17 protein-coding genes are annotated in these 23,313 nt (G+C 56.4%); 3 read left to right on the top strand and 14 right to left on the bottom strand.

Features of this window, described 5'->3' with window-relative positions; translation table 11 throughout:
* Nucleotides 1–15 precede the first annotated feature (15 nt).
* Nucleotides 16–1,812, bottom strand: coding sequence for an arginine--tRNA ligase (gene argS, locus HMPREF1556_RS00695; protein ID WP_021666236.1), 1,797 nt, complete (start codon nucleotides 1,810–1,812; stop codon nucleotides 16–18).
* A gap of 546 nt (nucleotides 1,813–2,358) precedes the next feature.
* Here argS and HMPREF1556_RS00700 point away from each other — a divergent pair.
* From HMPREF1556_RS00700 to HMPREF1556_RS00710, 3 genes are read left to right on the top strand one after another with little or no spacing between them, the layout of a single operon-like run.
* A complete protein-coding gene (locus HMPREF1556_RS00700) occupies nucleotides 2,359–2,778 on the top strand; it encodes a DUF2141 domain-containing protein (RefSeq protein WP_021666238.1) in 420 nt (139 codons plus the stop codon).
* A 57-nt stretch (nucleotides 2,779–2,835) separates the two neighbouring features.
* Nucleotides 2,836–4,950, top strand: a complete 2,115-nt coding sequence (locus HMPREF1556_RS00705; RefSeq protein ID WP_021666239.1) for a TonB-dependent siderophore receptor — start codon at nucleotides 2,836–2,838, stop codon at nucleotides 4,948–4,950.
* Between the two features lie 39 nt (nucleotides 4,951–4,989).
* The gene (locus tag HMPREF1556_RS00710; RefSeq protein WP_021666240.1) at nucleotides 4,990–5,439 is read left to right on the top strand and encodes a DUF2141 domain-containing protein; all 450 of its coding nucleotides are present in this window, start codon (nucleotides 4,990–4,992) and stop codon (nucleotides 5,437–5,439) included.
* 73 nt (nucleotides 5,440–5,512) lie between these two features.
* Here the strand turns inward: HMPREF1556_RS00710 and HMPREF1556_RS00715 are convergent, their stop codons facing one another.
* The 13 genes from HMPREF1556_RS00715 to murI form a co-directional block, all read right to left on the bottom strand.
* Nucleotides 5,513–6,772: an FtsX-like permease family protein gene (locus HMPREF1556_RS00715; RefSeq protein ID WP_021666241.1), complete on the bottom strand. Its 1,260-nt coding sequence runs from the start codon at nucleotides 6,770–6,772 to the stop codon at nucleotides 5,513–5,515.
* Entirely contained in the window at nucleotides 6,773–7,966 is a 1,194-nt protein-coding gene (locus HMPREF1556_RS00720; RefSeq protein WP_021666242.1) for an AI-2E family transporter, read from the bottom strand.
* A gap of 177 nt (nucleotides 7,967–8,143) precedes the next feature.
* Nucleotides 8,144–8,581, bottom strand: coding sequence for a ribose 5-phosphate isomerase B (gene rpiB, locus HMPREF1556_RS00725; RefSeq protein ID WP_021666243.1), 438 nt, complete (start codon nucleotides 8,579–8,581; stop codon nucleotides 8,144–8,146).
* A 29-nt stretch (nucleotides 8,582–8,610) separates the two neighbouring features.
* Nucleotides 8,611–10,647: a transketolase gene (locus tag HMPREF1556_RS00730; protein ID WP_021666244.1), complete on the bottom strand. Its 2,037-nt coding sequence runs from the start codon at nucleotides 10,645–10,647 to the stop codon at nucleotides 8,611–8,613.
* Between the two features lie 365 nt (nucleotides 10,648–11,012).
* Complete coding sequence (mutL, locus tag HMPREF1556_RS00735; protein ID WP_021666247.1) at nucleotides 11,013–12,944, bottom strand: DNA mismatch repair endonuclease MutL; 1,932 nt, start codon at nucleotides 12,942–12,944, stop codon at nucleotides 11,013–11,015.
* Nucleotides 12,941–13,195 carry a hypothetical protein gene (locus tag HMPREF1556_RS00740; RefSeq protein WP_021666248.1) on the bottom strand — a complete coding sequence of 85 codons (255 nt, stop codon included), beginning with the start codon at nucleotides 13,193–13,195 and terminating at the stop codon, nucleotides 12,941–12,943. Before HMPREF1556_RS00740 ends, mutL begins: the two co-directional genes overlap by 4 nt.
* Nucleotides 13,192–15,225 (bottom strand): OstA-like protein, encoded by a 2,034-nt coding sequence (locus tag HMPREF1556_RS00745; RefSeq protein WP_021666249.1) that lies wholly within the window; start codon nucleotides 15,223–15,225, stop codon nucleotides 13,192–13,194. Before HMPREF1556_RS00745 ends, HMPREF1556_RS00740 begins: the two co-directional genes overlap by 4 nt.
* Nucleotides 15,225–16,622, bottom strand: coding sequence for a peptidylprolyl isomerase (locus HMPREF1556_RS00750; protein WP_021666250.1), 1,398 nt, complete (start codon nucleotides 16,620–16,622; stop codon nucleotides 15,225–15,227). The genes HMPREF1556_RS00745 and HMPREF1556_RS00750 overlap by 1 nt, the downstream gene beginning before the upstream one ends.
* Nucleotides 16,623–16,666: 44 nt before the next feature.
* A complete protein-coding gene (recQ, locus tag HMPREF1556_RS00755; RefSeq protein WP_044125025.1) occupies nucleotides 16,667–18,844 on the bottom strand; it encodes a DNA helicase RecQ in 2,178 nt (725 codons plus the stop codon).
* Nucleotides 18,845–18,949: 105 nt separating this feature from the next.
* Entirely contained in the window at nucleotides 18,950–20,200 is a 1,251-nt protein-coding gene (gene clpX, locus HMPREF1556_RS00760) for an ATP-dependent Clp protease ATP-binding subunit ClpX (protein ID WP_021666252.1), read from the bottom strand.
* Complete coding sequence (clpP, locus tag HMPREF1556_RS00765) at nucleotides 20,201–20,890, bottom strand: ATP-dependent Clp endopeptidase proteolytic subunit ClpP (RefSeq protein ID WP_021666253.1); 690 nt, start codon at nucleotides 20,888–20,890, stop codon at nucleotides 20,201–20,203. It lies immediately after the preceding gene.
* Between the two features lie 394 nt (nucleotides 20,891–21,284).
* Nucleotides 21,285–22,460 (bottom strand): exo-beta-N-acetylmuramidase NamZ domain-containing protein, encoded by a 1,176-nt coding sequence (locus HMPREF1556_RS00770; protein ID WP_021666255.1) that lies wholly within the window; start codon nucleotides 22,458–22,460, stop codon nucleotides 21,285–21,287.
* Nucleotides 22,461–23,303, bottom strand: a complete 843-nt coding sequence (gene murI / locus HMPREF1556_RS00775; RefSeq protein ID WP_021666256.1) for a glutamate racemase — start codon at nucleotides 23,301–23,303, stop codon at nucleotides 22,461–22,463. It abuts the gene before it with no gap.
* Between the last annotated feature and the right edge of the window lie 10 nt (nucleotides 23,304–23,313).

Below are 23,313 nucleotides of genomic sequence, written 5' to 3' on the forward strand. Positions count from 1 at the left end.
ATACTCCGAGTCCGATCACATGCGCTCAGGCATCTCGATCCCTAGCAGAGCGAAGCCCGAAGCGATCGTGCGGGCTACGACTTCGGAGAGCGCTAGACGGAAGTCTCTTAGCTCCGTGCACTCCTCTCTGAGGATGGAGAAGTCGTGATAGAACTGGTTGTACTCCTTCACGAGGTCATAGACGTAGTTAGCGATGACAGCAGGGCTGTAGCTACGAGCGGCTTCCTCTACTGCATCGGCGTACTCGGCGACCTTCGCGATGAGTTCCTGCTCCTTGGTCGAGAGCTCTAGGCTCTCTGGAGCGAAGGAAGAGGGGAGGGTGATACCCGACTCCGTGGCCTTGCGTAGGACGCTACGGATACGGGCGTAGGTGTACTGGATGAAGGACCCTGTGTTCCCATTGAAGTCGATACTCTCCTTGGGGTTGAAGGTCATATTCTTGCGTGGGTCTACCTTGAGGATGAAGTACTTCAGTGAGCCCAGACCTACACGACGAGCTACCTCGCTAGCTTCTTCGGGAGTCATATCCTTGGCCTTGCCCTGCTCCTCTGCGATAGAGCGTGCTGTAGCGATCATCTCATCCATGAGGTCATCTGCATCGACCACCGTACCCTCACGGCTCTTCATCTTACCCTCAGGGAGCTCTACCATGCCGTAGCTGAAGTGTACAAGCCCCTTACCGAAGGCATAGCCTAGGCGATCCAGCAGGAGGGAGAGTACCTTGAAGTGATACTCCTGTTCATTGCCTACCACGTAGACCATCTTGTCGATCGGATACTCATCGAAGCGCATCTTCGCTGTGCCGATATCCTGGGTGATGTAGACGGAGGTACCATCGGAGCGTAGGAGGATCTTGCGGTCAAGACCTTCGTCGGTGAAGTCGGCCCACACTGAGCCATCGGGATCCTGGACGAACTTCCCTTCGCTAAGGCCACGTAGGACTTCTCCCTTACCGAGGAGATAGGTCTCCGACTCATAGTATACCTTGTCGAAGCTCACCCCCATGCGGTGGTAGGTCTCATCGAAGCCCTCATAGACCCAAGAGTTCATCTTGCGCCATAGGCTACGGATCTCCTCGTCACCTTCCTCCCACTTGCGGAGCATAGCACGAGCCTCAGCCATGAGGGGAGAGGCTGCTTCGGCCTCTTCCTTCGTCTTGCCTTCGGCCATGAGGGCGGAGACCTCTTCCTTGAAGTGCTTATCGAAGAGGACATAGAAGTCCCCGATCAGATGGTCGCCCTTCTTCCCCGTACTCTCGGGGGTAGCCCCATTGCCCCAGCGTTGCCAAGCGAGCATAGACTTACAGATATGTATGCCTCGGTCGTTGACGATGTTCGTCTTGAAGACCTTATTCCCCGAAGCTTCGAGGATGAGGGCGATACTGTAGCCAAGGAGGTTATTGCGCACGTGCCCTAGGTGCAGTGGCTTGTTGGTATTGGGCGAAGAGTATTCGACCATCACGAAGGGAGCATCCTCGCTCGCCTGCTTGTGCCCGAAGGTCTCATCAGCACGGATCTCATTGAAGTCTTCGACCCAAGCCGAAGGAGCGATACTGAGGTTGAGGAAGCCCTTGACGACTTGGATACCAGAGATTAGAGGACTATGCTCCATGAGGTAGGCACCTAGCTCTTGGGCGGTGACCTCAGGGTTCTTACGTGAGATCTTGAGCAGGGGGAAGGTCACGAGCGTCCACTGCCCTTCGAACTCACTACGAGTCTTCTGGAGCTGGATCTGTGATACTTCTGGGGCTTGTCCATAGAGCGCCTTCACGGCCTCTACTGCGGCATGCTGCAAGGACTGTATGATCGACATAATCGGTATCTGATACGATAGAGTGATAGCTAATAATATGTGGGGCGACCCAAGGAGCTCCCCACAAGATAGACTACAAAGGTAGCATTTATTAAGTGTTTACTCATGCAGTAGGTTCTATTTGGACGCATCCGAGAGGTGCTTTTTCCCCTCTCGGAGGGAAGGCGGGTAGGGGAGCTCTCGAGGGGTGCTTTTTGCTACCTACGGTAGGTCGCCAGAAAAACCTACTGTGGGTCGCCTCGACGACCTACGGTAGGTCGCAATGACGACCTACCGTAGGTCCCTTTTGCGCAGTTCCGTAGGGCTCTTTCCATCCTATGCTATCTCGCTGGTACCTAGCTGGGTAGACTGGGATAAAAATAGCCCGTCGGAAGTTCGCTCTGACACCCTAGTTTGGGGGCATCTTCCTTGGTGCATTTCGAGGTGATGTATCAGTCCCTTAGCACGGGCATACTAAGTCCTACTTTTTGCTACCTTTGTGGTGTAAGATCATCCTATAACGCACAAGCCTCCTTGAGAAGGAGCTTGACTCATCTTCGATTGCCTATGAAGCGAATCTATCTCGGTCTCCTCTCCGCCCTCTTCCTCTCGAGCATAGCGGGCTGGGCACAGACGCCTCATCGTCTCAGCCTCGACATCGTAGGGATGAAGGAGAAGAAAGGCAACCTCTTGATCTCCGTCTATAGTTCCGCTGAGGACTACCTCAAGAAGCCCATTAAGACACTCACTACACCCGTTGACGCCCTCACCATGCGAGTAGTCATCGAGCTGGAGACAGGTACCTATGCGGTCGTCATCTATCAGGATCTGAATAGCAATGGCAAGGTGGATCGTAACTTCTTCCGTCTGCCCACCGAGCCCTGCGGCTTCAGTCGTGATGCCCGCCCCAAGATGGGCCCTCCCCGCTACAAGCCTGCCTCCTTCATCCTCAATGAAGACACAGAGATGCGGATCAAGATCAAGTAACACTACTGGGCGGAAACTCGTAACACCATCGCACACATGCCCCGTTCCCTTATTCTAATGATCTTGCTCCTCCTCTCGGGGAGCACCTTCTCCCTCGAAGCTCAGGAAGCTCGTGAGCTACGAGGGCGGATCGCCAACAGCTCCGACGATCCACTCCCGAAGGTGCAGGTCCTCGACCACGCCACCGGGCGACAGCTCACCGAGACGGGGAAGGGTGGGGAATTCCTACTCGCTCTCCCCGATAGTATAGAGCGTATCTCGCTGGTCTTCCTTGCCGAAGGCTACCAGTCGAAGGTGATGCTCCTTCGCCCCTCACCTCAAGCCTACCGAATCATCCTCATCGAGGCGCAGCGGTCGATCGAGGGTGTCACTGTCTCCCGCCGACGACTCCAACCGATCTCGGGCTATGCTCCACTCACCTCTCGCTTCACGACCTTCGACATCCTCATCACGCCACGAGCCCTCGGCGATATCCTCGGTGGGCTGATGGAGGATCCCGACGCTCAGAGCTCCGATACAGATGGGCGACTCAGCCTGCAGGGCGGTGCTCCTCATGAGAGCCAAGTCTATATCGATGGCTTGCGTCTACCTAATCCCTACAGCATCAGTTCCAAGAATTCATCGGTGCGAAGCATCCTCTCACCCAGCGAGTGTAAGGAGATAAACCTCCTCTCAGGTGGCTATTCTGCTTCGATGGGTCAAGCTCTCTCAGGCGTGATCCAGATCCTCTCTAGGGATACGAAGGAGGTCAAGCCTGGGAGCTTAATAAGCCTCAGTAATATCGGCCCCAGCTTCACATGGGGGCTAGGAGCACCTTCCTCCCCTACGAAGGTGGAGCTCTCAGCTAGCTACACCGACCTCTCCCTCTATGATCGGGTCTTGCCAAGCGCCTACCACTACACTCGGAGCTTCTATAGTCCTTCCTTCACCGCTTCCCTTTGGCATGATCTTCCCCAAGCGATGCTCAAGGCTCAGCTGAGCTATACGGGCATGGGCCTAGGTTACAGACCTAATGCTTCGCTACCTACATTCCATAGCCGCCTTAGAGAGGATCGCTATTATGGTCGTCTTACCTATGTGCGTAGCCTAAGCACGGCGTGCCAGCTGGAGCTAGGTGGTCATACTCAGTACTCCGACTTCTCGGGCTCGTCCCTAGTCACCCCACAGGATCACGTCGTAGATCATGACCTCTATGCCGAAGCTCGTCTTGCCCTGAAGTACAGCGGTGAACCCCTATCCATCCTCGGTGGACTGGACTACAGCTGGAGGGACTACCGTGAGACCTACGAACTCCGAGGAGACCGATACCAACTGAACTTCTCCAATCATCTACCCGTCTCCTTCCTCGAGGTCAGCTACCTACGCCATGGGCTGAGCCTCAGCGCAGGGCTCCGAGGTGAGTATGCGAGCCTCCTCAAGGCATGGAGCCTCGCTCCCCGCCTCTATGCAGGCTACCGACATGGCAGACACGTCTTCTCCGCCTCATGGGGGCGCTACACCCAGCTCCCTGAGAAGGAGATCCTCCGCTTCATGCCAGCGCTCAAGAGCAGCCGATCGGAGATCACCCAGCTCTCCTACAGCTATGGCGATAAGACACCCCTCCTACAGCTCTCCCTCTTCTATAAGAGCTACCAGCATCTCACCCGCTCTCTATCTGAGGGCTACCCCAAGCACTTCGACGACCTCGGGGGAGGGGAGACCTACGGGCTTACCCTCTTTCATAAGGGACATCTCGGAGCTATCGACTATTCGACCTCCTACTCTTATACCCAAGCTCGCCTCAGCTATGATCGCTACCTTCGCCCACTAGCGCCCAGCTACGTGAGCCCCCATACCTTCCGCCTCACGGCTAAGTACTGGTCGGGGGCGCTGAAGAGTCTTCTTGGCTGTAGCTTCTATATAGATGCTGGGGCAAAGGGCTATAGCTACGACCTCACTCCCATACAGCTCCCTGGGCGCTCTCGACTAGATCTCTCCTGGAGCTACATTGCCTCCAACAAGGTGCTCCTCCACCTAGGCTGTACTAACATCCTAGGGACGACGAACTACTGGGGGATCGAGCCCAACCCGCTTAGCCCCACTGAGGGGACACGTATCACGGCACCCAACTCCCGCTTCTTATACATTGGTTGCTTCATCACCCTCTCGGGGAAGCAGAAGAAGACTCCCTAAAGATCATCCTATTCAACTCACTTTAATTCTCCTACGATCATGCGACACCTCAGACGCATCCTGCCCCTCCTAACGCTTACGCTGGGGCTCCTCTCTACTTCGCTCAAGGCTCAAGACACAGCAGAGAAGAAGACACCACCTACCCACCCGCTAACGCTCACTGTCGACGGGATCGCTGAGCCCAAGGGAGAGCTCCTCATCGCTATCTATAGTTCTGCAGAGAGCTACCCTCAGAGCCCCTACAAGACGGCTATAGCCAAGGTCGACTCCCTCACTAAGACCATCCTCATCGACCTCCCTGAAGGCTCCTATGGCATCAGTCTCTTCCAGGACCTCAATGGGAATAAGACCCTCGACTTCAATGGCTATGTCCCCGCCGAGAAGTACGGCTTCAGTAACAATGCTCCTGCCGAACATGGGCTCCCGAGCTTCAAGGATATCGCCTTCGTCTTCAAGCCGGGGGATGTCCAGTACATCACCCTACGCTAGAGGAAGCACGAAAGCAAAAGCCCCTCTTCACTGCTCGGTGGAGAGGGGCTTTTACTATGACTATGAGTAGGGGCTAATCAATGCGCATACTCTCTGCAGGATGGATACGACTGACTAGGCTGGCAGGTACTATGACCATCAGGAGGATGACCAGCAGGGTCCCGACATTGATCCCCAGCCATAGCCCGAGATCGAAGTGGATGGGTACGGCATCGGTGAAGTAGTTCGCAGGGTTGAGCTTGATGACCTTGTAGTGGCGCTGCACGAGGCTAAGTGTGAGGGCGAGGAGGTTCCCCCAGAGGACTCCCTTGAGGATCAGGCGGGCAGCGATGAGGAGGAAGGTCTGTCTTAGCTGGGAGTTCGTAGCACCGAGGGCCTTGAGGATACCTATCTGCCGGCTCTTGTCCAGCACGATGATGATGAGCCCTGTGATCATCGCAAAGCCTCCTACTAGAAGCATGAGCGAGAGTAGAGCATAGACATTGGTATCGAGGAAGGCGAGCCAATTGAAGAGCTCAGGCTGGAGCTCTTGGCCAAGGTTCATCCCATAGTTCTCCTCTCCGATGAGGTCAGGTCGAGCCTGAAGGCTGGTGATGATATGCTCCAGGACTGCCCCAGCCTTCTCAGGCTCACGGAGCATGATCAAGAGGCGACTGAAGGTATGCTCATCCCAGTGGTTGAGCTTCTGTAGGGTCATGATCGGGCAGAGTGCTGGGGAGAGCTCGAGGCCCGTAGATTCGTAGATCGCCTGGAGCTCGAAGACGCGTATCCGCATCTTCTCACCGAAGAAGTAGATGCGGATATGATCACCCACCTGATAGCCCATACGTCGGGCTACGTGCGAGGGGAGGACGATCGGGGGACGGTCGCCACTGGGGGTAGAGAAGGAGGGGAAGGAGCCCGAACGGATGTTCTCCTCGAAGTAGCGACTACGGAAGCTAGAGTCGATCCCGTAGAGCAGGATCCCTGAGAAGTCGTCTTCCGTCTTGAGTAGCCCCGCTTGCTGGACGAGTGGGGTAGCGGTCTCTATGTCTGCTTGCCCTCTCAGGTAGGTGAGCAGTCGGGGGGAGATACGTATCGGGGTCGTTGAGGTCTTCCAGTCACTGCCGTAGCCGTTGAGACTGATATGTCCCGTCTGACTGAAGGCAAACTCATGGACCTGACGGTGGAAGCCTAGGATGATCGTCACCGAGAGGAGCATGACGCTCAGGCTCAGTGCCACACCGATGGTCGTCAGCCTAAGGATGGAGGAGAGGCGACGCGTCCCTTGGCGTGCCTTGCCCCGGGATAGCCCCTTGGCCAGGAAGATCGTAGCTGGAGAGAAGAGCCTCATCTACTTCTCAGTCTCTGGGGTGGATACTGCCTCCACTGCAGGAGTCTTACCTCGGCGCTTCTTCTTAGCACTACGCTTCTCCTCATCTCGCTTACGTCTCTCGATGTAGTCCTCATCCTGCAGGACGTAGCGCATGTAGAGGGAGTAGATGAACATCGTCGCAGGTAGAGCGATGAGCATCCCGAAGAAGCCCAAGAGGTAGCCCCAGATAGAGAGCACGAGGAGGATCAGCGAGGGGCGCATCCCCATCGTCTGTCCCATGATATGAGGGACGATGAGCATATCCTGGATCACCTGCACGATCATTAGCACACCATAGCCGAGGAGGAGGCAGACGAAAGCATTCTCACCCGTCTGGGCGGCCATGAGTAGACAGGCCAACCCCAAGGGGATGACACCGAGCGCCTGCATGTAGGGGATGAAGTTCAGGATGCCAATGAAGATACCCATAGCTGTGGCCAGCGGTAGTCCGATGATGTTGAAGCCCACAGAGAGCAGGAGTCCCACGCTGATGGCTACGAAGGCTTGGCCACGGAAGTAGTTGTTCATGTAGCGATCTAGATCGGAGAAGATCGCATGCACTGTGGGGCGAGATCTCTTGGGGAAGAGGCCGATAAAGCCCCGTCCTAGGTTCTCGAAGTCCAGCAGGATGAAGATGAAGTAGATGATCCCAATGAGGAAGACAAAGCCCCAAGAGAAGATGGAGAGCGTGCCATTGATGATCCCACCCAGCTGGTCCAGTAGGAGCTTGGTATTCTCTAGGATCTTCTCGAAGGAGAGGTGCTGAGAAAAGCTCCCCCAGTTGATCCCACCACTCAGGTAGTTGCGTACGCTCTTCGGCAGGAGCATCGTCAGTAGATCCTGCCCGCCGCTATAGCCCGAGATGACCTGCAGAGTCTTCTCTACCTCAGCCTTGACCGAAGGGATGACGAAGATGACTCCGAGGGTGACGAGGGCTCCCAGCAGGAGGAGGGTAAGCAGGACAGAGAGCCCTCGGGAGCGCAAGTGCAGTGTGTACTGGAAGAAGCGCACCAAGGGCATCACCACATAGGCGAAGATCCCTGCAAGTAGGAAGGGTAGGATGATACTCCATATCGCCTGAAGAGCCCAGAAGATGAGGATGACCAGCACTGCTAGGAGAAAGGCTCTAGACATGCGGTCGAAGGTGAGCGGGCGGGCGAGGAACTGTTTCATTGGATGATGGACTAAGGGACGAGAGTCTCATCCCAGAGGGGAGCGTGGAGCTGAGACCGAGGCCTCAGCCTGAAGGGTATAGCTAGCCCTTGGACCTGTATGGAGCCCAAGGGCTAGCCTGATGCAGTCACCCCTCGCAGTCACTTAGCCAGGGGTGTATGGGAGCGAATCGTCGCCCTATTCGTGGATAGGGATCTTATCGACACGGGGCTGATGCCGTCCGCCCTCGAAGGCTGTATCGAGGAAGGCAGAGACGATCTCCTCAGCCTGTTGCTCCGTGATGAAGCGAGCGGGCAGAGAGAGTACGTTAGCATCGTTGTGCTCACGGGCGAGCTTAGCTAGCTCGACATCCCAGCAGAGGGCGGCACGTACCCGAGGGTACTTGTTCAGGACCATGGAGATCCCATTGCCAGAGCCACAGACGGAGATCCCTCGGGAGAGCTCTCCCTGCTGGATCGCCCGACCCATGGGATGGGCGAAGTCGGGGTAATCACATCGCTCGCTGGAGTAACAGCCGAAGTCCTTGACCGACAGGCCTCGGGCGATGAGCTGAGCTTTCACAAGCTCCTTGACCTCGTAGCCAGCGTGGTCAGAGCAAATGCCTATCTGATTCATATCATCTAGTGAACTAGGGGAGGGACGGATTACTTACCGAGGAGCTTTTTGACCTCGTGGTAGACATGCTCTGGAGTGAAGCCTAGCTTCTCATCGAGCACCTTGTAGGGAGCGGAGAAGCCGAAGGAGTTCAGACCCCAGATAGAGCCATGGTCACCTACCAGTCCTAGGAGATTGACGGGGAGACCTGCCGTGAGACCAAAGCGGATGATCCCCTCGGGTAGGACTTCCTGCTGATACTCCTTGCTCTGACGGCGGAAGAGCCCTTCGCTGGGCACAGCCACGATCTGTAGGCGGATACCCTCCTTGTGCAGTAGTTCAGCACCCTCGACGAGCGTAGAGACCTCGCTACCGTTAGCGATGAGTACGACCTCGGGCTTCTCATCACGAAGGACGATATAGCCCCCACGTGTAGCTGCCTCGGCAGCTGTGCGTCGGCTCTCTCCAGCGGGAGCGGGTAGGTCATTGATATTCTGACGGGAGAGGATGAGTGCCGTAGGTGTATGGACGTTCTCCATAGCCATGCGCCAAGCCACCGTCGTCTCCTCGACATCGGAGGGGCGGAGTACAAGCACGCTGTCTCGGCCGTGGTGATTCTGGAGCTTCTCCATCAGGCGAATCTGTGCTTCCTGCTCTACAGGCTCATGGGTAGGTCCATCCTCACCGACACGGAAGGCATCGTGTGACCAGATGAACTTCACGGGGAGCTCCATGAGGGCGGCCATGCGCACTGCTGGCTTCATGTAGTCGGAGAAGACGAAGAACGTACCACAGGCAGCTACGACCCCACCATGCAGGGCCATACCGATGCAGAGACAAGCCATCGTCAGCTCAGCTACCCCAGGTTGGAGGAAGGCACCACTGAAGTCCCCACGGCTCAGAGCTCGGGTCTTCTTGAGGAAGCCATCGGTCTTATCGGAGTTAGAGAGGTCGGCGGAGGCTACGATCATGTTCTCTACCTGAGTAGCTAGTGCACTGAGCACCGTAGCAGAGGCAGCTCGGGTAGCTTGGTTAGGCTTCTGCTCGACCTGACTCCAGTCGACAGAGGGAGTCTTGCCTGAGAACCATTCATCGAGCTTCTTAGCACGGTCGGGGTTGTCTTCACGCCACGTCTGCTCCTCCTTCTTACGGGCAGCAGCCAGCTCACGGAGGTGCTTCAGACGAGCATCATAGAGCGCCTGTACCTCGGGGAAGATCTGGAAGGGCTCGCTGGGATCACCACCGAGGTTCTTCACCGTCCCTTCGAAGCATGCACCGGCTGCTGAGAGAGGCTGGCCGTGGGTATTGACGCGATTCTCGTAGTTCTCACCATTAGGTCCGACAGCTCCACGCCCCATGACGGTCTTGCCTATGATCAGGGTGGGCTTGCCGACGGTAGCCTTAGCTTCCTTGAGCGCTGTGCGGATCTGGTCGGGACAGCAACCATCGATCTCGATGACGTGCCAACCCCAAGCCTTGTACTTAGCAGCTACATCTTCGCTGTCGACCTCTTCGACGGTCGTAGAGAGCTGGACATTATTGGCATCATAGTACATGATGAGGTTGTCCAGCCCCAGATGCCCTGCGATACGACCTGCCCCCTGAGAGATCTCCTCCTGGATACCACCATCGGAGATATAGGCGTAGATCGTCTGGCTCATGACCCAGCCTAGGCGGTGCTGGAGGAACTTAGCAGCGATGGCAGCTCCGACGGCGAAGGTATGCCCTTGCCCCAGAGGTCCAGAGGTGTTCTCTACGCCACGCAGTACATCGACCTCGGGGTGTCCAGGAGTAGGACTTCCCCACTGACGGAACTGCTTGAGTTCGTCCATCGTGTACTTCCCCAGGAGTGAGAGCTGGGCATAGAGCATCGGAGACATGTGCCCCGGGTCCATGAAGAAGCGGTCACGTCCAGACCAAGCGGGTGCATCTGGATCGAAGATGAGGAACTCTGAGAAGAGGACATTGACAAAGTCCGCTCCGCCCATAGCCCCACCAGGGTGGCCACTCTTAGCTCGCTCGACCATGCTGGCTGCTAGGATACGAATGTTGTTCGCAGCCTGGGTCATCAGTTGATTGTTGTTCATGTAGATGATGTGATTTGTTGCTTGCCCTTCGGATCGGACAACGGTTGTCCTAGGCCTAAGGCAACTCAAAGATACAACATTTTAGGGGGCTCTGATACCTCGCTCCCTCGTGGCGGATGATTCCGCTCCGTCTCCTCGATGATGGGGGAGAAGATCCCCCATTCATACCTCCCAAGAGGAACCCATTCATGGGTCGCTCGGGTGACCCATGAATGGGTCGGTCAGGTACCCCATGAATGGGGTAGAAGAGCGCCCCATGATCCCCCCTTCTCAGAGCGGGCGAAACTCCCCCTCGGGGAAGTGGCTTGGGGGTAAGGGGAAAAGAAAGCCCCCGCAGGGAGATGATCCATGCGAGGGCTCGTAGACTAGTTGAAGAAGTTAGCGACCATGGGCTCTGTAAGGAGGGTGATGATCGCTTTGCCCGAAGGCGTGAAGTAGGGATCACTGCTGGAGAAAAGCTGATCCATGAGTTCGGTGAGTCCTTCGTCATCCTTAGGGAAGACTCGCTGAAGTGCCTCCGACTCGGCAGCCACCTCAGCGAGGAACATGTGGACGTACTCCGTGCCCTCCCGATGGGTATCGATGCTGTCGGCCACGATGAGTCGGACGAACCCAGCGGCATCCTTGGCGATGAACGATGGAGCTTCGACGATCGAATAGTGTCCGTCTCCAAGATCGCCGAAGTCAAATCCTACTTGACTCAGCTCTTCCATGAGCTGTATCGCCGTAGGGAGCTCCTGTGGAGCAAACTCCAGAACTTCGGGGAAGAGGGGCTGCTCGACTCGGTAGCTATGCGCCGTCATGTCCGCTCGGTACTGCTCGTAGGTGATACGTAGTACGGCACGGGCTAGATCTACGAATGCCAGTGCATCGCCCAGTGTCGTGACGATGTAGCGACTCTGATAGAGTAGGCGAGAGCTGGGCGTAGAGGGGCGTGTGCGGAGATTGCCTGCCTGAGAGAGGCGAATGCCACGAGTCGACTGCTCCTGAGGCTCCTCTTCGAAGAGACGCTGATCCTCCTTGTCGAAGGTCATGCTATCGAAGTGCTCCCCGAGATCATCCCAGTTCACCTCGGGCTCCTTCGGCAGATAGCTTCGACCCGAGGAGGAGAGGCGCACGCCTAATCTTCCTCCTCCAAAGGAAGGGGTAGAGCTAGCTGTGCTCCCTTCGGCTAGAGGATCGCTCCCCAACTGACTGCGGGAGGCTAGCTGTTCATCCAGATCAAGCACCGTATCCTTGCGCCCTGCATAGGCGGGGATCTCTACCTGCGAAGCATCCTCGAAGTCGATGATCGGGGCTAGGGCATGAGAGCTGAAGGCATCACGCACCAAGCTGAGGATCACCTGGAAGATCGTGTTCTCATCAATGAAGCGAACGTCAGTCTTCTGTGGGTGGATGTTGACATCGATATTCTCCGCTGGGATGGAGAAGAAGAGGAAGTAATGGGGCTGTGTACCTGCGGGGATGAAGTTCTCGTAGGCTAGGCTGATCGCCTTGTGGAAGTAGGGATGACGGATGAAGCGATCATTGACGAAGAAGTACTGCTGTGCTCCGCTCTTCAGCGCTGAGGAGGGTGTGCCGATGAAGCCTCGTATCGTGCAGAAGGCACTCTCGTAGCTCACGGGGATGAGTGCCTTGGAGAGCTTCTGCCCCCCGATACCGATGATACGCTCCTTGAGCGAACTGGCAGGGAGCGTCTTGTCGTACTTCCCTGCACCACGGAGCGAGAAGGCGATCTGCGGATTGGCTAGGGCGACCTTGGCGAACTCTCGCCAGATCTCCATCAGTTCCGTCGCTTCCTTCCTTGCCTCGAGGTGCTTGCGTCTACCTGGGGTGTTGTAGAAGATATTCTTCGCCTTGAGGGTCGTCCCTACGGCACAGGCTACGGGCGACTGCGACTTGACCCTCGTCCCCTCGATGATGAGCTCTGTGCCTACATCGAGACTAGCGATACGGGTCTGTAGCTCCACCTGACAGACGGAGGCGATCGCCGCCAGAGCTTCGCCACGGAAGCCCATCGTCGTCAGACGCTGTAGGTCGTCGATGGTCTGGAGCTTGGAGGTAGCATGACGCTCGAAAGCCATGCGTGCATCCGTAGGGGACATCCCCTTGCCGTCGTCGGTCACGGATACAGCCTGCCGTCCAGCGCCTACGATCTCGACTTGGATCTGCGAAGCGCCAGCATCGATCGAGTTCTCCACGAGCTCCTTGACCAGATAGGCTGGAGCGGGTACGACCTCCCCTGCGGCTATCTGATTGGCAATGGACTCGGGGAGTAGACGGATAATATCGCTCATCTAATGAAGAAATACCAGAAGGCAAATCCTAGGGCTAAGAGGGCGATCATGAGGCGGATGATTCGCTGACTGCGGTCGGCCGAGGTGATCCCCCGTCGATGCTGTCGGCTCAGGTGTCGAGTCGAGTGTATGAAGGCTCCTCGGATCTGCTCCGTAGCATCATAGTTAGGCGGTGTAGAAGAGCTACCCGAAGTCCCTTCGCTGGTAGGCTCTGGGGCTGAATCTGGCTCGAGCTCTCCAGCCTCGATCATTTCCCGCCTAATGCGTTCGACTCGCTTGGCGAGTTCTTCCCTTTTAGGATCCCAGTAGATGAGCTTGTGCTCGAACTGTCTTGGTCTTCTCTGCTTGAAAAAGCTCTGTATACCCATGAGGTGTCTATGAGTGTGTGGGGTGAATCATGCTCTCCATCCGTGGGGAGAGGTCGTAGTACGCATCGGTAAGTCTCCCGATACGCTGCAGGATCGAGCCCTCGGTAGGTCGCCATCAGCGAGTCCGTACGTTGGGCTTCTTCTCGAGCCTTACGCTCGAAGGGTTCGTAGGCTACCATCGCAGCCTTAGCTCCGCTAAATCGCTTGAGGTCGGACAGCGGAATAGAGCGTTGCTCACTCGGAGGTAGCGAATCCCCGACGGTAGTGATATCCTCCTTGCGCATGGGACGCCTATCGGCAGCCCAGACGAATCGCTCGAGGCGGTTGACCTCAGCGCCTGAGGCCATCGCCAGAGGATAAGCCTTCCCCTCGACGGGGCCAAGCCAGATCGACTTAGAGACCCGCCCTGAGTCGAGGTAGACATGCATCGTCGAGCTCGACATCCTATTGAGGCCGTTGTACTCGTTCGTCCCTTCATCCTTCATATAGTAGATGGATTCGACCTTGCCTCGGACGATGATCTCTCGGACGGTACTGTCCTGTATGTAGGCACGCAGGGAGTCGCCACTCATCTGATTGTAGAAGTCCACGCTATCGATGTGCTCGACGGTGAGTGCACTCCCGAGGACATCAACATAGTCGAGCTTCTTGCCTCGGAAGTAGAAGTGCGTGGTGTCTCCCGAGAGTTGCCGCTCCTCACTCCAGAGGATGGGCTTGCCGTAGAGGGATAGGGTAGAGTCCATCGAGACATAGCTCAGGGAGTCGGCTACTGCCTGAGCATCTCGACGGAAGACACGTACATGCCGGTAGCCACGGAGGTAGCGCTGCATGGTGTCGAGCTTACTCGTAGCCGTAGAGTCTGTGCTGAGGCTGTCTACGGGCCTCCTCCCCTTTATCGGAAGGCTGATGAGCTCTAGGGTATCTGCCGTGACGTAGAGGGTATCCTTCTGCGAATACTCCTCTGCATGAGCTCGGGAGGTGGCGAAGGCATAGTTGCGCTTGTCATCAAAGTAGCCGTAGTCGCCATAGAGTATCGCCTTCTGCACGGTATCAGAGAGCTGCATCCGACCGAATGCTTCGCCGAACTTACTCGGACCATCGTAGTAGATCGAGTCCCCGATGAGGGTCCTCGCTCCCGAATATACCTCCGAGCGATCCAGCAGGATACCTACATCTCGCCCGACGTCATAGATGCCTCGCTGGGAGACGATCTGTCCTGAGTCCGACTTGATCAGGGTAGAGCCCTCGTAGCTACTGATACGGGTATGCGTATTGTAGAAGAGATGCTCTGTGGTCATCGTCGTCTTGTCATTGACGAGCTTGACATTGTAGCGGAACTCGGCGTCGTTGGTAGCGGGGAGGAACTGACCGTAGTCCGAGGTCAGCGTATTCTGTGCATCGGAGATCGACCCACCCTCGAAGTAGTAGGCGATGTCGGCGATGCGGTCGTAGTCGAGGCTGTCGGTATAGAGGTCGGTGGTCTTGTTCGCTAGGTGGACGTTGTGACGGAGGCGAGCGAGCTTCGAGACGCCATCATAGTAGAGGTAGCGGGCATACATGTGCACCGTATCCCCCTGCACCATATGCACGTCGCCGAAGGCTTCGAAGACCTGTGCGTCCTCATTGAGGTAGGCGCTGTCGCAGGTCATCGTCGCATTGCCATGCTTGAGGACTACGCTCCCCTTGAGGCGCTGTACTCCAGGCTGGAGGGAGGCATCGTAGCTGAGCAGGTCCGCATGATCAAGGATGATACGTGTCCCAGGCTTTGCCCCCGGCTTCGTCTGTGTCTGAGGGGTAGCTACCGTCCCACCTGTGTAGCCACGATAGGAGGCACGTGAAGTGAGGTAGCTCCCACCCATCACGAGGAGGGCGAGAGCTACAGATAGGCTGAGGCGTCTATTACTTGAGGGCATTACTTATCCTCGTGTATCCAATCGGGGTACTGGAAGGTGCAGTCTCGATAGCGCTCATTGATCTCGATGTGCGTCTGCTTCTGACGGGCACGGATCCAGTCGTCGATGACCTGCTTGCGCTTCTTCGCAAGGGCCATCTCCTTGATGCGCCGGAAGTCGTTGTTCATGTTCGCCATGTGCTCGGGATGGATCTCCTTGATGCGGATGATCGCCACCTGCTCTAGCCCCTTGTCGGTATGCATGACGAAGGGCTTGGAGATCTCACCTTGCTTGAGCTCGTAGGCTACCTTAGCTATATCCTGGGGGAGATCTTCGTAGCGGAAGTTGGGTGACCCTGAGAACTCGCTCTCGTTGGAGGTATTGGTCATCAGCCCCCCGTTGTTGTACGTGTTCTTGTCATCCGAATAGAGCTGAGCTGCGACCTCAAAGGTGATCTTCTCCTCCTGAATAGCCTTTGCAACGGAGTCGATACGCAGAGTAGCCTCGGTGATCGCCTTCTCCTCGATGGTAGGACGAAGGAGGATGTGACGGAAGTTCACTAGATCCCCTCGCTTCTCGATGAGCTGAGCGATGTGGTAGCCCTCATCGGTCTTGATGATGGGGGAGACACGTGTCTTGTCCATGAGGTTGAAGACAGCGGTGGCGAAGGCGGGATCAAGGTAAGCCTTCCCGACGAAGCCATATTCGCCCCCACGTGAAGCCGTGCGCTTGTCCTCGGAGTAGAGGCGGGCGATGGTAGAGAACTCTCGCTTGCCGGAGTTCACATCCTCGGCATAGCCACGAAGGGTACTCTTGACTCGGTCGAGCTCTGCCAGAGGTACCTGAGGCTGTAGGGCGATGATCTGAACCTCTACGGTCTTAGGGATGAAGGGAAGGCTGTCCTTAGGAAGCTGCTTGTAGAAGGCACTGATCTCCGAGGGGGTGACCTGTACTCCCTGCGAGATCTTCGACTTCATCATCTCGACGATGGCTTCATTACGAGCCTGCAGGGTACGCTCTTCACGGATCTGTGAGAGCTTCTTATTGAAGTACTCCTCGAGCTTCTCCTTAGAGCCCAGCTCCGAGATGACATTCTGCACCCACATGTCTACCATACGGGCTACCTGAGTCTCATTAGCCTGGACGCTGTCGATCTTAGCTTGGTTGAGGAAGAGCTTCTGTATCGCCATCTGCTCGGGGATGACGCAGTCGGGATCTCCGCTGATCGTCAATCCCTGGCTACGTGCGAAGAGCTTCTGGTACTCTATATCCGATAGTAGGATAGGTTCGTCACCGACCATCCATACGACCTCGTCGACAGTGGTCTTCTTCTGGGGCTCACCTCGCTTGGTCTGCGCTAGGGTCAAGGACCCGAGGGCAAAGAGACTGAGGAGGACTATTGTTGTCTTTCGTTTCATCTAGGGAAGGGAATCTAGGGGAGAGGGGGGTACATAGGTAGGGCTTAGTTGGCTAGCTCGGAGAGGAACTTGATGCGCACCAGGCGTACTTCCTCTTCGGAGTAGTCATTACCGAGCTCCGAGAGAGCTTCGTTGATATCGTCTGTCGTGGACTCCTTGAAGTACTCGTAGATATCCTCGATACGGTCTTCGTCAATCACTTCTTCGATGAAGTAGTTGATGTTGATACGCGTACCGGAGTAGACAATCGCCTCGACCTCTCCGATGAGGACATCGAAGTCCAGCCCGAGGGCTATAGCGATATCATCGAGGGCTACCTTGCGGTCGATCTGCTGGATGATATTGATCTTCAGCTTCGACTTATCTGGGCGGGTACGCACACGTATATCTGCTGGGCGGTCGATATCATTCTCTTCGACATGGCGACGGATGACATCGAGGAACTTCTGCCCGTAGCGTGCAGCCTTACCCGCACCTACCCCAGGGATATTCTGTAGCTCATCCATGGTGATGGGGTAGAGCGTAGCCATAGCCTCAAGGGAGGTATCCTGGAAGATAACGTAGGGAGGGACATTATTCTGCTGTCCCATCTTCTTACGCAGATCCTTCATGATAGCGAAGAGTACGGGGTCAGTAGACTCACCCGAGCCTCCGCCACCTGATGGTGCAGGCTGATCCTCACCCTCCTCCTCGGAGTCGGTGATCTTGAAGCTGGTGGGCTTCTTCATGAACTTCTTACCTGCGGGGGTAAGCTTGAGTAGTCCATAGTTCTCGACATCCTTGGCTAGGTAGCCAGCGATTAGAGCCTGACGGACGATCGTCGTCCATGTAGACTCCTCATGATCTTGTCCAGATCCGAAGCAGTCCAGCTCTTCGTGATGGAAGGACTCGATATCAGAGTTGGTCTCTCCTCTAAGGATGGAGATGACGTAGTCTGTATTGAATTTCTCCTTGAGGGTACTTACTACCTCGAGGAGGTTTACTAGCAATTCTTTAGCTTCCACTTTATTCTTAGGTACTAAACAATTATCACAGTTACCGCAGTTCTCCGCCTCATATCGCTCCCCGAAGTAGTTGAGGAGGAAGGATCGGCGACAGATATTAGTCTCAGCATAGTCAGCTGTCTCACGTAGGAGTGCTCGGGCTATCTCTTGGTCTGCTACGGACTTACCCTTGGTGAAGCGCTCGAGCTTCTCTAGGTCGTCATGATCGTAGTAGGCGATACAGATACCCTCGCCACCATCACGTCCGGCACGCCCGGTCTCTTGGTAGTAACCCTCGAGACTCTTAGGCATATCGTAGTGGATGACGTAGCGCACATCGGGCTTGTCTATACCCATACCGAAGGCGATGGTAGCGACGATGACGTCGACACGCTCTTCGATGAAGGCATCTTGGTTCTCAGCACGCTCCTTGGTGTCGAGCCCTGCATGGTAGGGCAGGGCCTTGATCCCATTAGCCTGGAGCACCTCGGTGAAGTTCATCACCTGCGTACGGCGCATGCAGTAGACGATCCCACTCTTCTTGGGGTTGCTGAGGATGAAGCGGACGATCTCCCGCTCCATCTCAGGAGTCTTGGGCTGTATCTTATAGAGGAGGTTCGGTCTGTTGAACGAACTCTGGAAGACAACAGCTGTCTCCATCCCTAGGTTCTTCATGATGTCATGCTGGACCTTGGGTGTAGCCGTAGCGGTGAGGGCCATGATCGGGCGGGGAGCGATCTCCATCACCACGGAGCGGATGCGCCGATATTCGGGACGGAAGTCGTGCCCCCATTCGGAGATACAGTGGGCCTCGTCTACAGCGTAGAAGGAGATAGGCACTTCACTCAGGAGCTTGACATTCTCCTTCTTGTGGAGCGACTCAGGTGCTACGTAGAGGAGCTTCGTCCTGCCCTGTCGGACGTCCTCCTTGACCTCCTCGAGCTTAGCCCGTGAGAGGGAGGAGTTGAGGAAGTGAGCTATGGTATCCTCTTCGCAGAAGCCACGCACGGCATCGACCTGATTCTTCATCAGGGCGATCAGTGGAGAGATGATCACGGCCGTACCCTCCATCAGAAGGGCTGGGAGCTGATAGCAAAGACTCTTCCCTCCGCCAGTAGGCATGAGGACAAAGGTATCATGACCTGCGAGGATACTCTCGATGATCTCCCGCTGGTTCCCCTTGAACTGGTCGAAGCCAAAGTGCTTCTTAAGGGCTTTTGTAAGGTCGATACTACCCATGGCGTACGCTTCGTTAGTGCTCTCCACTCGCTGTGTCTGTCACTCTAGGGAGTGACTGCGGTATTGACTATGACACGGATGATAGGTTTTCTCTGGAGAGAGGGGTTAGTTAGGGATCAAGCCGCCCCCCTTCTGGAGCTGCTGCTCTACATAGGAGGCATCCACGACGAACTCCGTGATCCCCTGGGAGGGGAGCTCATACATGGGCTCTACCATCACCTGCTCCATGATCGCCCTGAGGCCACGTGCTCCGAGCTTCTGCTCCATCGTCTTGGAGACGACGGCATCAAGCGCTTCGTCGGTGAAGGTCAGGTGGATACCATCGAGCTCGAAGATCTTGGTGTACTGACGCACCAGGGCATTCTTGGGCTCGGTGAGGATCATCCTCAGGGTATCCCGATGGAGTGGGTGTAGGAAGGTGATGATCGGTAGACGGCCTATGATCTCAGGGATGAGCCCGAAGCTCTTGAGGTCACGAGCGTCTACATATCTGAGGAGCTCTTCCTCCTCGTACTTACCCATCTTAGAGCGAGGGCTGTTGTAGCCCACGACACGGGTATTGAGGCGATGAGCAATCTTGCGCTCGATGCCATCAAAGGCTCCGGCGCAGATGAAGAGGATCTGCTTGGTGTCTACCTGGATCATCTTCTGGTCGGGGTGCTTACGTCCGCCCTGAGGGGGGACGTTGACGATTGATCCTTCGAGGAGCTTGAGGAGTCCCTGCTGGACCCCTTCGCCACTGACGTCGCGCGTGATGGAAGGGTTGTCCCCCTTACGTGCGATCTTGTCGATCTCATCGATGAAGACGATCCCACGCTCTGCGGCAGCGACGTCGTAGTCGGCTACTTGCAGGAGGCGTGTCAGCAGACTCTCGATATCCTCGCCCACATAGCCAGCCTGCGTCAGCACAGTAGCATCGACGATCGTGAAGGGCACCTTCAGCAGACGAGCGATCGTCTTAGCGAGCAAGGTCTTACCCGTACCTGTGGGGCCGAGTAGGAGGATGTTACTCTTCTCGATCTCGACACCATCGACCTCCGAGGAGGGCTGCATGAGTCGCTTGTAGTGATTGTAGACAGCTACAGAGAGGTAGCGCTTAGCTTCGTCCTGTCCAACGACATAGTCATCGAGGAACTCCTTGATCTCTCTAGGCTTGGGGAGCTCATGAAGGGCCTCAAGTGGGGCGCTCTCTGGAGCCCCGTCAGGGGTAGAGACTACGCCCCCGAGGAGCTGATAGCCCTGGAGGATACAGTCGGGGCATATCTGCGACTCCATCCCATGGAGTAGGGCTCCGGCCTCGGCCTCAGTCCTACCGCAGAAGCTACAGTGCTCTGGTCCTTTAGTCTTCTTGGCCATCTACGCTTCGGTCTGCTTCTGTGTACGCTGGGTACGGGTGAGGATCTCGTCGACCATGCCATAAGCCTTAGCCTCTGGTGCGGTCATCCAATAGTCACGGTCGCTGTCTCGCTGGATCGCCTCGAAGGGCTGTCCCGAGTGCTTGGAGAGGATCGTATAGAGCTCTTCCTTGACCTTGAGGATCTCACGTGCGGCGATCTCAAGGTCGCTGGCCTGGCCCTGCATCCCTCCTAGGGGCTGGTGGATCATCACACGGGAGTGGGGCAGAGCAAAGCGCTTGCCCTCGGTCCCTGCGACGAGGAGGACGGAAGCCATGGATGCTGCCATCCCCGTACATATAGTAGATACATCGCTCTCGATGAACTGCATCGTGTCGTAGATCCCGTAGCCCGCATAGACCGAGCCACCCGGAGAATTGATATAGATCGAGATATCCTTGCCAGGCTCGCTGCTGTCTAGGAAGAGGAGCTGAGCCTGTATGACATTGGCCGTATAGTCATTGATCTGTGTCCCGAGGAAGATGATGCGGTCCATCATCAACCGAGAGAATACATCCATCTGGGCCACGTTCATAGGGCGCTCCTCGATGATCGTCGGCGAGATGTAGCTACTCTGCACCTGCATGTAGTCATCCAGTGCCAAGGAGTTCATCCCTAAGTGACCTACGGCAAATTTCTTGAATTCGTTCATTTCTGTTCTTAAAGTGTACGAGTCTTCTATACACATTACGACTCTATATAACAAAGGTATAAATAATTCTCAAATACCCTACAGGGGCGGAAGCTCCCCGATAGCCCCATCCTAAGGGCGGAATTTCCCCCGCTTGACCTCGGAGAAAAGCTCGCCCACAGGGTCGAAGGTGAAGGAGCTCTAAAGCGAGGGTCGCCACACCCCATACATGCCTCCCCCGAGCGACCCATTCATGGGTGACCTCGGTGACCCATGAATGGGTCGGTGTGGTACCCCATGCATGGGGTATATTTTAGAGGCTTCATCTCAGACGAGGTAGCGAGCTTATCCTATGAAAGAGCTAGCCCCCATCGACCCGACGGATCGATGGGGGCTAGCTATGCTGGAGTGGTGCTTAGCGTGCGTCCTCGTAGAGGAGATACTTCGCTCGGAGGCGCCGATAAGCCTCGAGGTCGGCCTCCCACGAAGCACGTATCTCCGCCTCAGAGAGCCCTGAGGCTAGTTGGCTTCGTAGCGTCTTCGTCCCCGCCAGCAGGTCGAAGAGCTGTCGCTGATTGATGAGCTGAAGCCCTAGACTCTCTGCCTTGCGGTAGAGGTCGACGAGGGGCGCAAGTGAGATCTGCCCCTTGGGGAGTCCCTTCTCTAGATAGTCTATGCCATAGCAAGGCTTACCCTTGTGACGGGGATTGGAGTCCTCTCCGACCTTGACCCGAGGAGTGAAGACGAGCTGACCAAAGCCAGCGTTAGGATGACCCAAGGCCTGAAAAGGCTTATCGGTACCTCGCCCCACGCTCATGATCGTCGCCTCAAAGAGACAGAGGGAAGGGTAGAGTGCTATCGCCTGGCTATTGGGGAGGTTAGGGCTAGGGCGAACGGGTAGTTCGTAGGGCTCGCCGTGCGACCAGCCGACTAGAGGAATGACCTTCAGCCTACAGGAGCGCCCTCCACGAAGCCAGCGCTCCCCGTCGATCATCAGGGCTAGCTCCCCGACCGTAAGGCCGTGGGCGATGGGCAAAGGGTCGACCCCGACGAAGGAGCGACAATCGGGCTGGAGGATAGGTCCGTCAACGAAGTCATTGGGGTTGGGGCGGTCACAGACGACGAAGGTCTTCCCCTCCTCGGCACAAGCCTCCATGAGGTAGTGCATCGAGGAGATATAGGTATAGAATCGAGTCCCTACATCCTGCAGGTCGAAGAGGAGTAGATCGATATCCTCCAGCATCTCAGGTGTAGGACGTCGGCGCTGGCCGTAGAGGCTGACGACGGGGAGCTGTGTCTTCTCGTCGATCTCACTCTTCACCGCCTTCCCTGCATCGACCTTCCCCCTCAGTCCATGCTCTGGGACGAAGAGACGGACGACCTTCACCCCTCGGGAGAGGAGGGTATCGACGAGGTGAGTGCCCGTCGCTCCGACGAGCGAACTCTGATTGACCATGAGCGCTACCCGCTTCCCTTCAAGGAGGGGGAGTAGTAGCTCCATCCGTTCGGCGCCGACCTGAAGCTTCGTGCTCTGGGCATACCCTCCGACGCTGAGCGCCGAGAGGAGAATAAGCAAAAGGAAGCGCTTCATCTATGAGCCGAGCTTGACACGTACGGCATCGACCTCCGTACCGGTGAAGATGGAGGCGAGCTCTTCGAACTTGTCCGGGCACTCGGTCGTCCTGTAGGAGATCCCCCCGCCCTGACTCAGACGACACTCCATCTCGGGATGACGCTGGAGGTAGTCAGCTAGCGATGTGGCTACCAGTTCCCCCTGCGAGATGAGCTGGACAGACTCAGGCAGAGCCTCTCGGATCTTCGGACGAAGGAGCGGATAGTGCGTGCATCCTAGGATCAGCGTGTCGATCTCTGGATCGGCCTCGATGAGTTCCTCGGTATAGCGTCGGACGAAGTAATCAGCACCAGGCTTGTCACTCTCGCCGTACTCGACAAGAGGCACCCACATCGGGCATGCTTGCTCCTTGACGACGACCTCGGGGAAGAGCTTACCGATCTCCGTGGCGTAGGAGTGTGAGGAGACCGTCCCAGGGGTAGCTACCACGCCGACGTGCTTCGTCTTCGTGTATTCGGAGATCGCCTCTACTGTGGGGCGAATGACCCCGAGGACACGACGCGTAGGATCGTCGGATATGGGTAGGTAGTGCTGCTGGATCTCACGGAGCGCCTTAGCCGAAGCGGTGTTACATGCTAGGATGACAAGGGGGCAACCTTCGGCGAAGAGATACTTCACCGCTTGCAGGGTGAAGTCATTGATGACGTCGAACGAACGAGTCCCGTACGGGGAGCGAGCATTGTCACCCAGATAGATGTAGTCGTACTGGGGGAGCTGACGGCGGATCTCAGAGAGGATCGTCAGCCCTCCATAGCCCGAGTCAAAGACTCCTATAGGACCAAGAGAGGAGGTAAGTGACATAAGATAAGAG

Origin of the sequence: Porphyromonas sp. oral taxon 278 str. W7784, assembly GCF_000467855.2 — a bacterium.
GTDB lineage: Bacteria > Bacteroidota > Bacteroidia > Bacteroidales > Porphyromonadaceae > Porphyromonas.

Coding starts and splice junctions, on each gene's coding strand:
- argS (WP_021666236.1), bottom strand. CDS start 1,812: ATGTCGATCATACAGTCCTTGCAGCATGCCGCAGTAGAGGCCGTGAAG.
- HMPREF1556_RS00700 (WP_021666238.1), top strand. CDS start 2,359: ATGAAGCGAATCTATCTCGGTCTCCTCTCCGCCCTCTTCCTCTCGAGC.
- HMPREF1556_RS00705 (WP_021666239.1), top strand. CDS start 2,836: ATGATCTTGCTCCTCCTCTCGGGGAGCACCTTCTCCCTCGAAGCTCAG.
- HMPREF1556_RS00710 (WP_021666240.1), top strand. CDS start 4,990: ATGCGACACCTCAGACGCATCCTGCCCCTCCTAACGCTTACGCTGGGG.
- HMPREF1556_RS00715 (WP_021666241.1), bottom strand. CDS start 6,772: ATGAGGCTCTTCTCTCCAGCTACGATCTTCCTGGCCAAGGGGCTATCC.
- HMPREF1556_RS00720 (WP_021666242.1), bottom strand. CDS start 7,966: ATGAAACAGTTCCTCGCCCGCCCGCTCACCTTCGACCGCATGTCTAGA.
- rpiB (WP_021666243.1), bottom strand. CDS start 8,581: ATGAATCAGATAGGCATTTGCTCTGACCACGCTGGCTACGAGGTCAAG.
- HMPREF1556_RS00730 (WP_021666244.1), bottom strand. CDS start 10,647: ATGAACAACAATCAACTGATGACCCAGGCTGCGAACAACATTCGTATC.
- mutL (WP_021666247.1), bottom strand. CDS start 12,944: ATGAGCGATATTATCCGTCTACTCCCCGAGTCCATTGCCAATCAGATA.
- HMPREF1556_RS00740 (WP_021666248.1), bottom strand. CDS start 13,195: ATGATCGAGGCTGGAGAGCTCGAGCCAGATTCAGCCCCAGAGCCTACC.
- HMPREF1556_RS00745 (WP_021666249.1), bottom strand. CDS start 15,225: ATGCCCTCAAGTAATAGACGCCTCAGCCTATCTGTAGCTCTCGCCCTC.
- HMPREF1556_RS00750 (WP_021666250.1), bottom strand. CDS start 16,622: ATGAAACGAAAGACAACAATAGTCCTCCTCAGTCTCTTTGCCCTCGGG.
- recQ (WP_044125025.1), bottom strand. CDS start 18,844: ATGGGTAGTATCGACCTTACAAAAGCCCTTAAGAAGCACTTTGGCTTC.
- clpX (WP_021666252.1), bottom strand. CDS start 20,200: ATGGCCAAGAAGACTAAAGGACCAGAGCACTGTAGCTTCTGCGGTAGG.
- clpP (WP_021666253.1), bottom strand. CDS start 20,890: ATGAACGAATTCAAGAAATTTGCCGTAGGTCACTTAGGGATGAACTCC.
- HMPREF1556_RS00770 (WP_021666255.1), bottom strand. CDS start 22,460: ATGAAGCGCTTCCTTTTGCTTATTCTCCTCTCGGCGCTCAGCGTCGGA.
- murI (WP_021666256.1), bottom strand. CDS start 23,303: ATGTCACTTACCTCCTCTCTTGGTCCTATAGGAGTCTTTGACTCGGGC.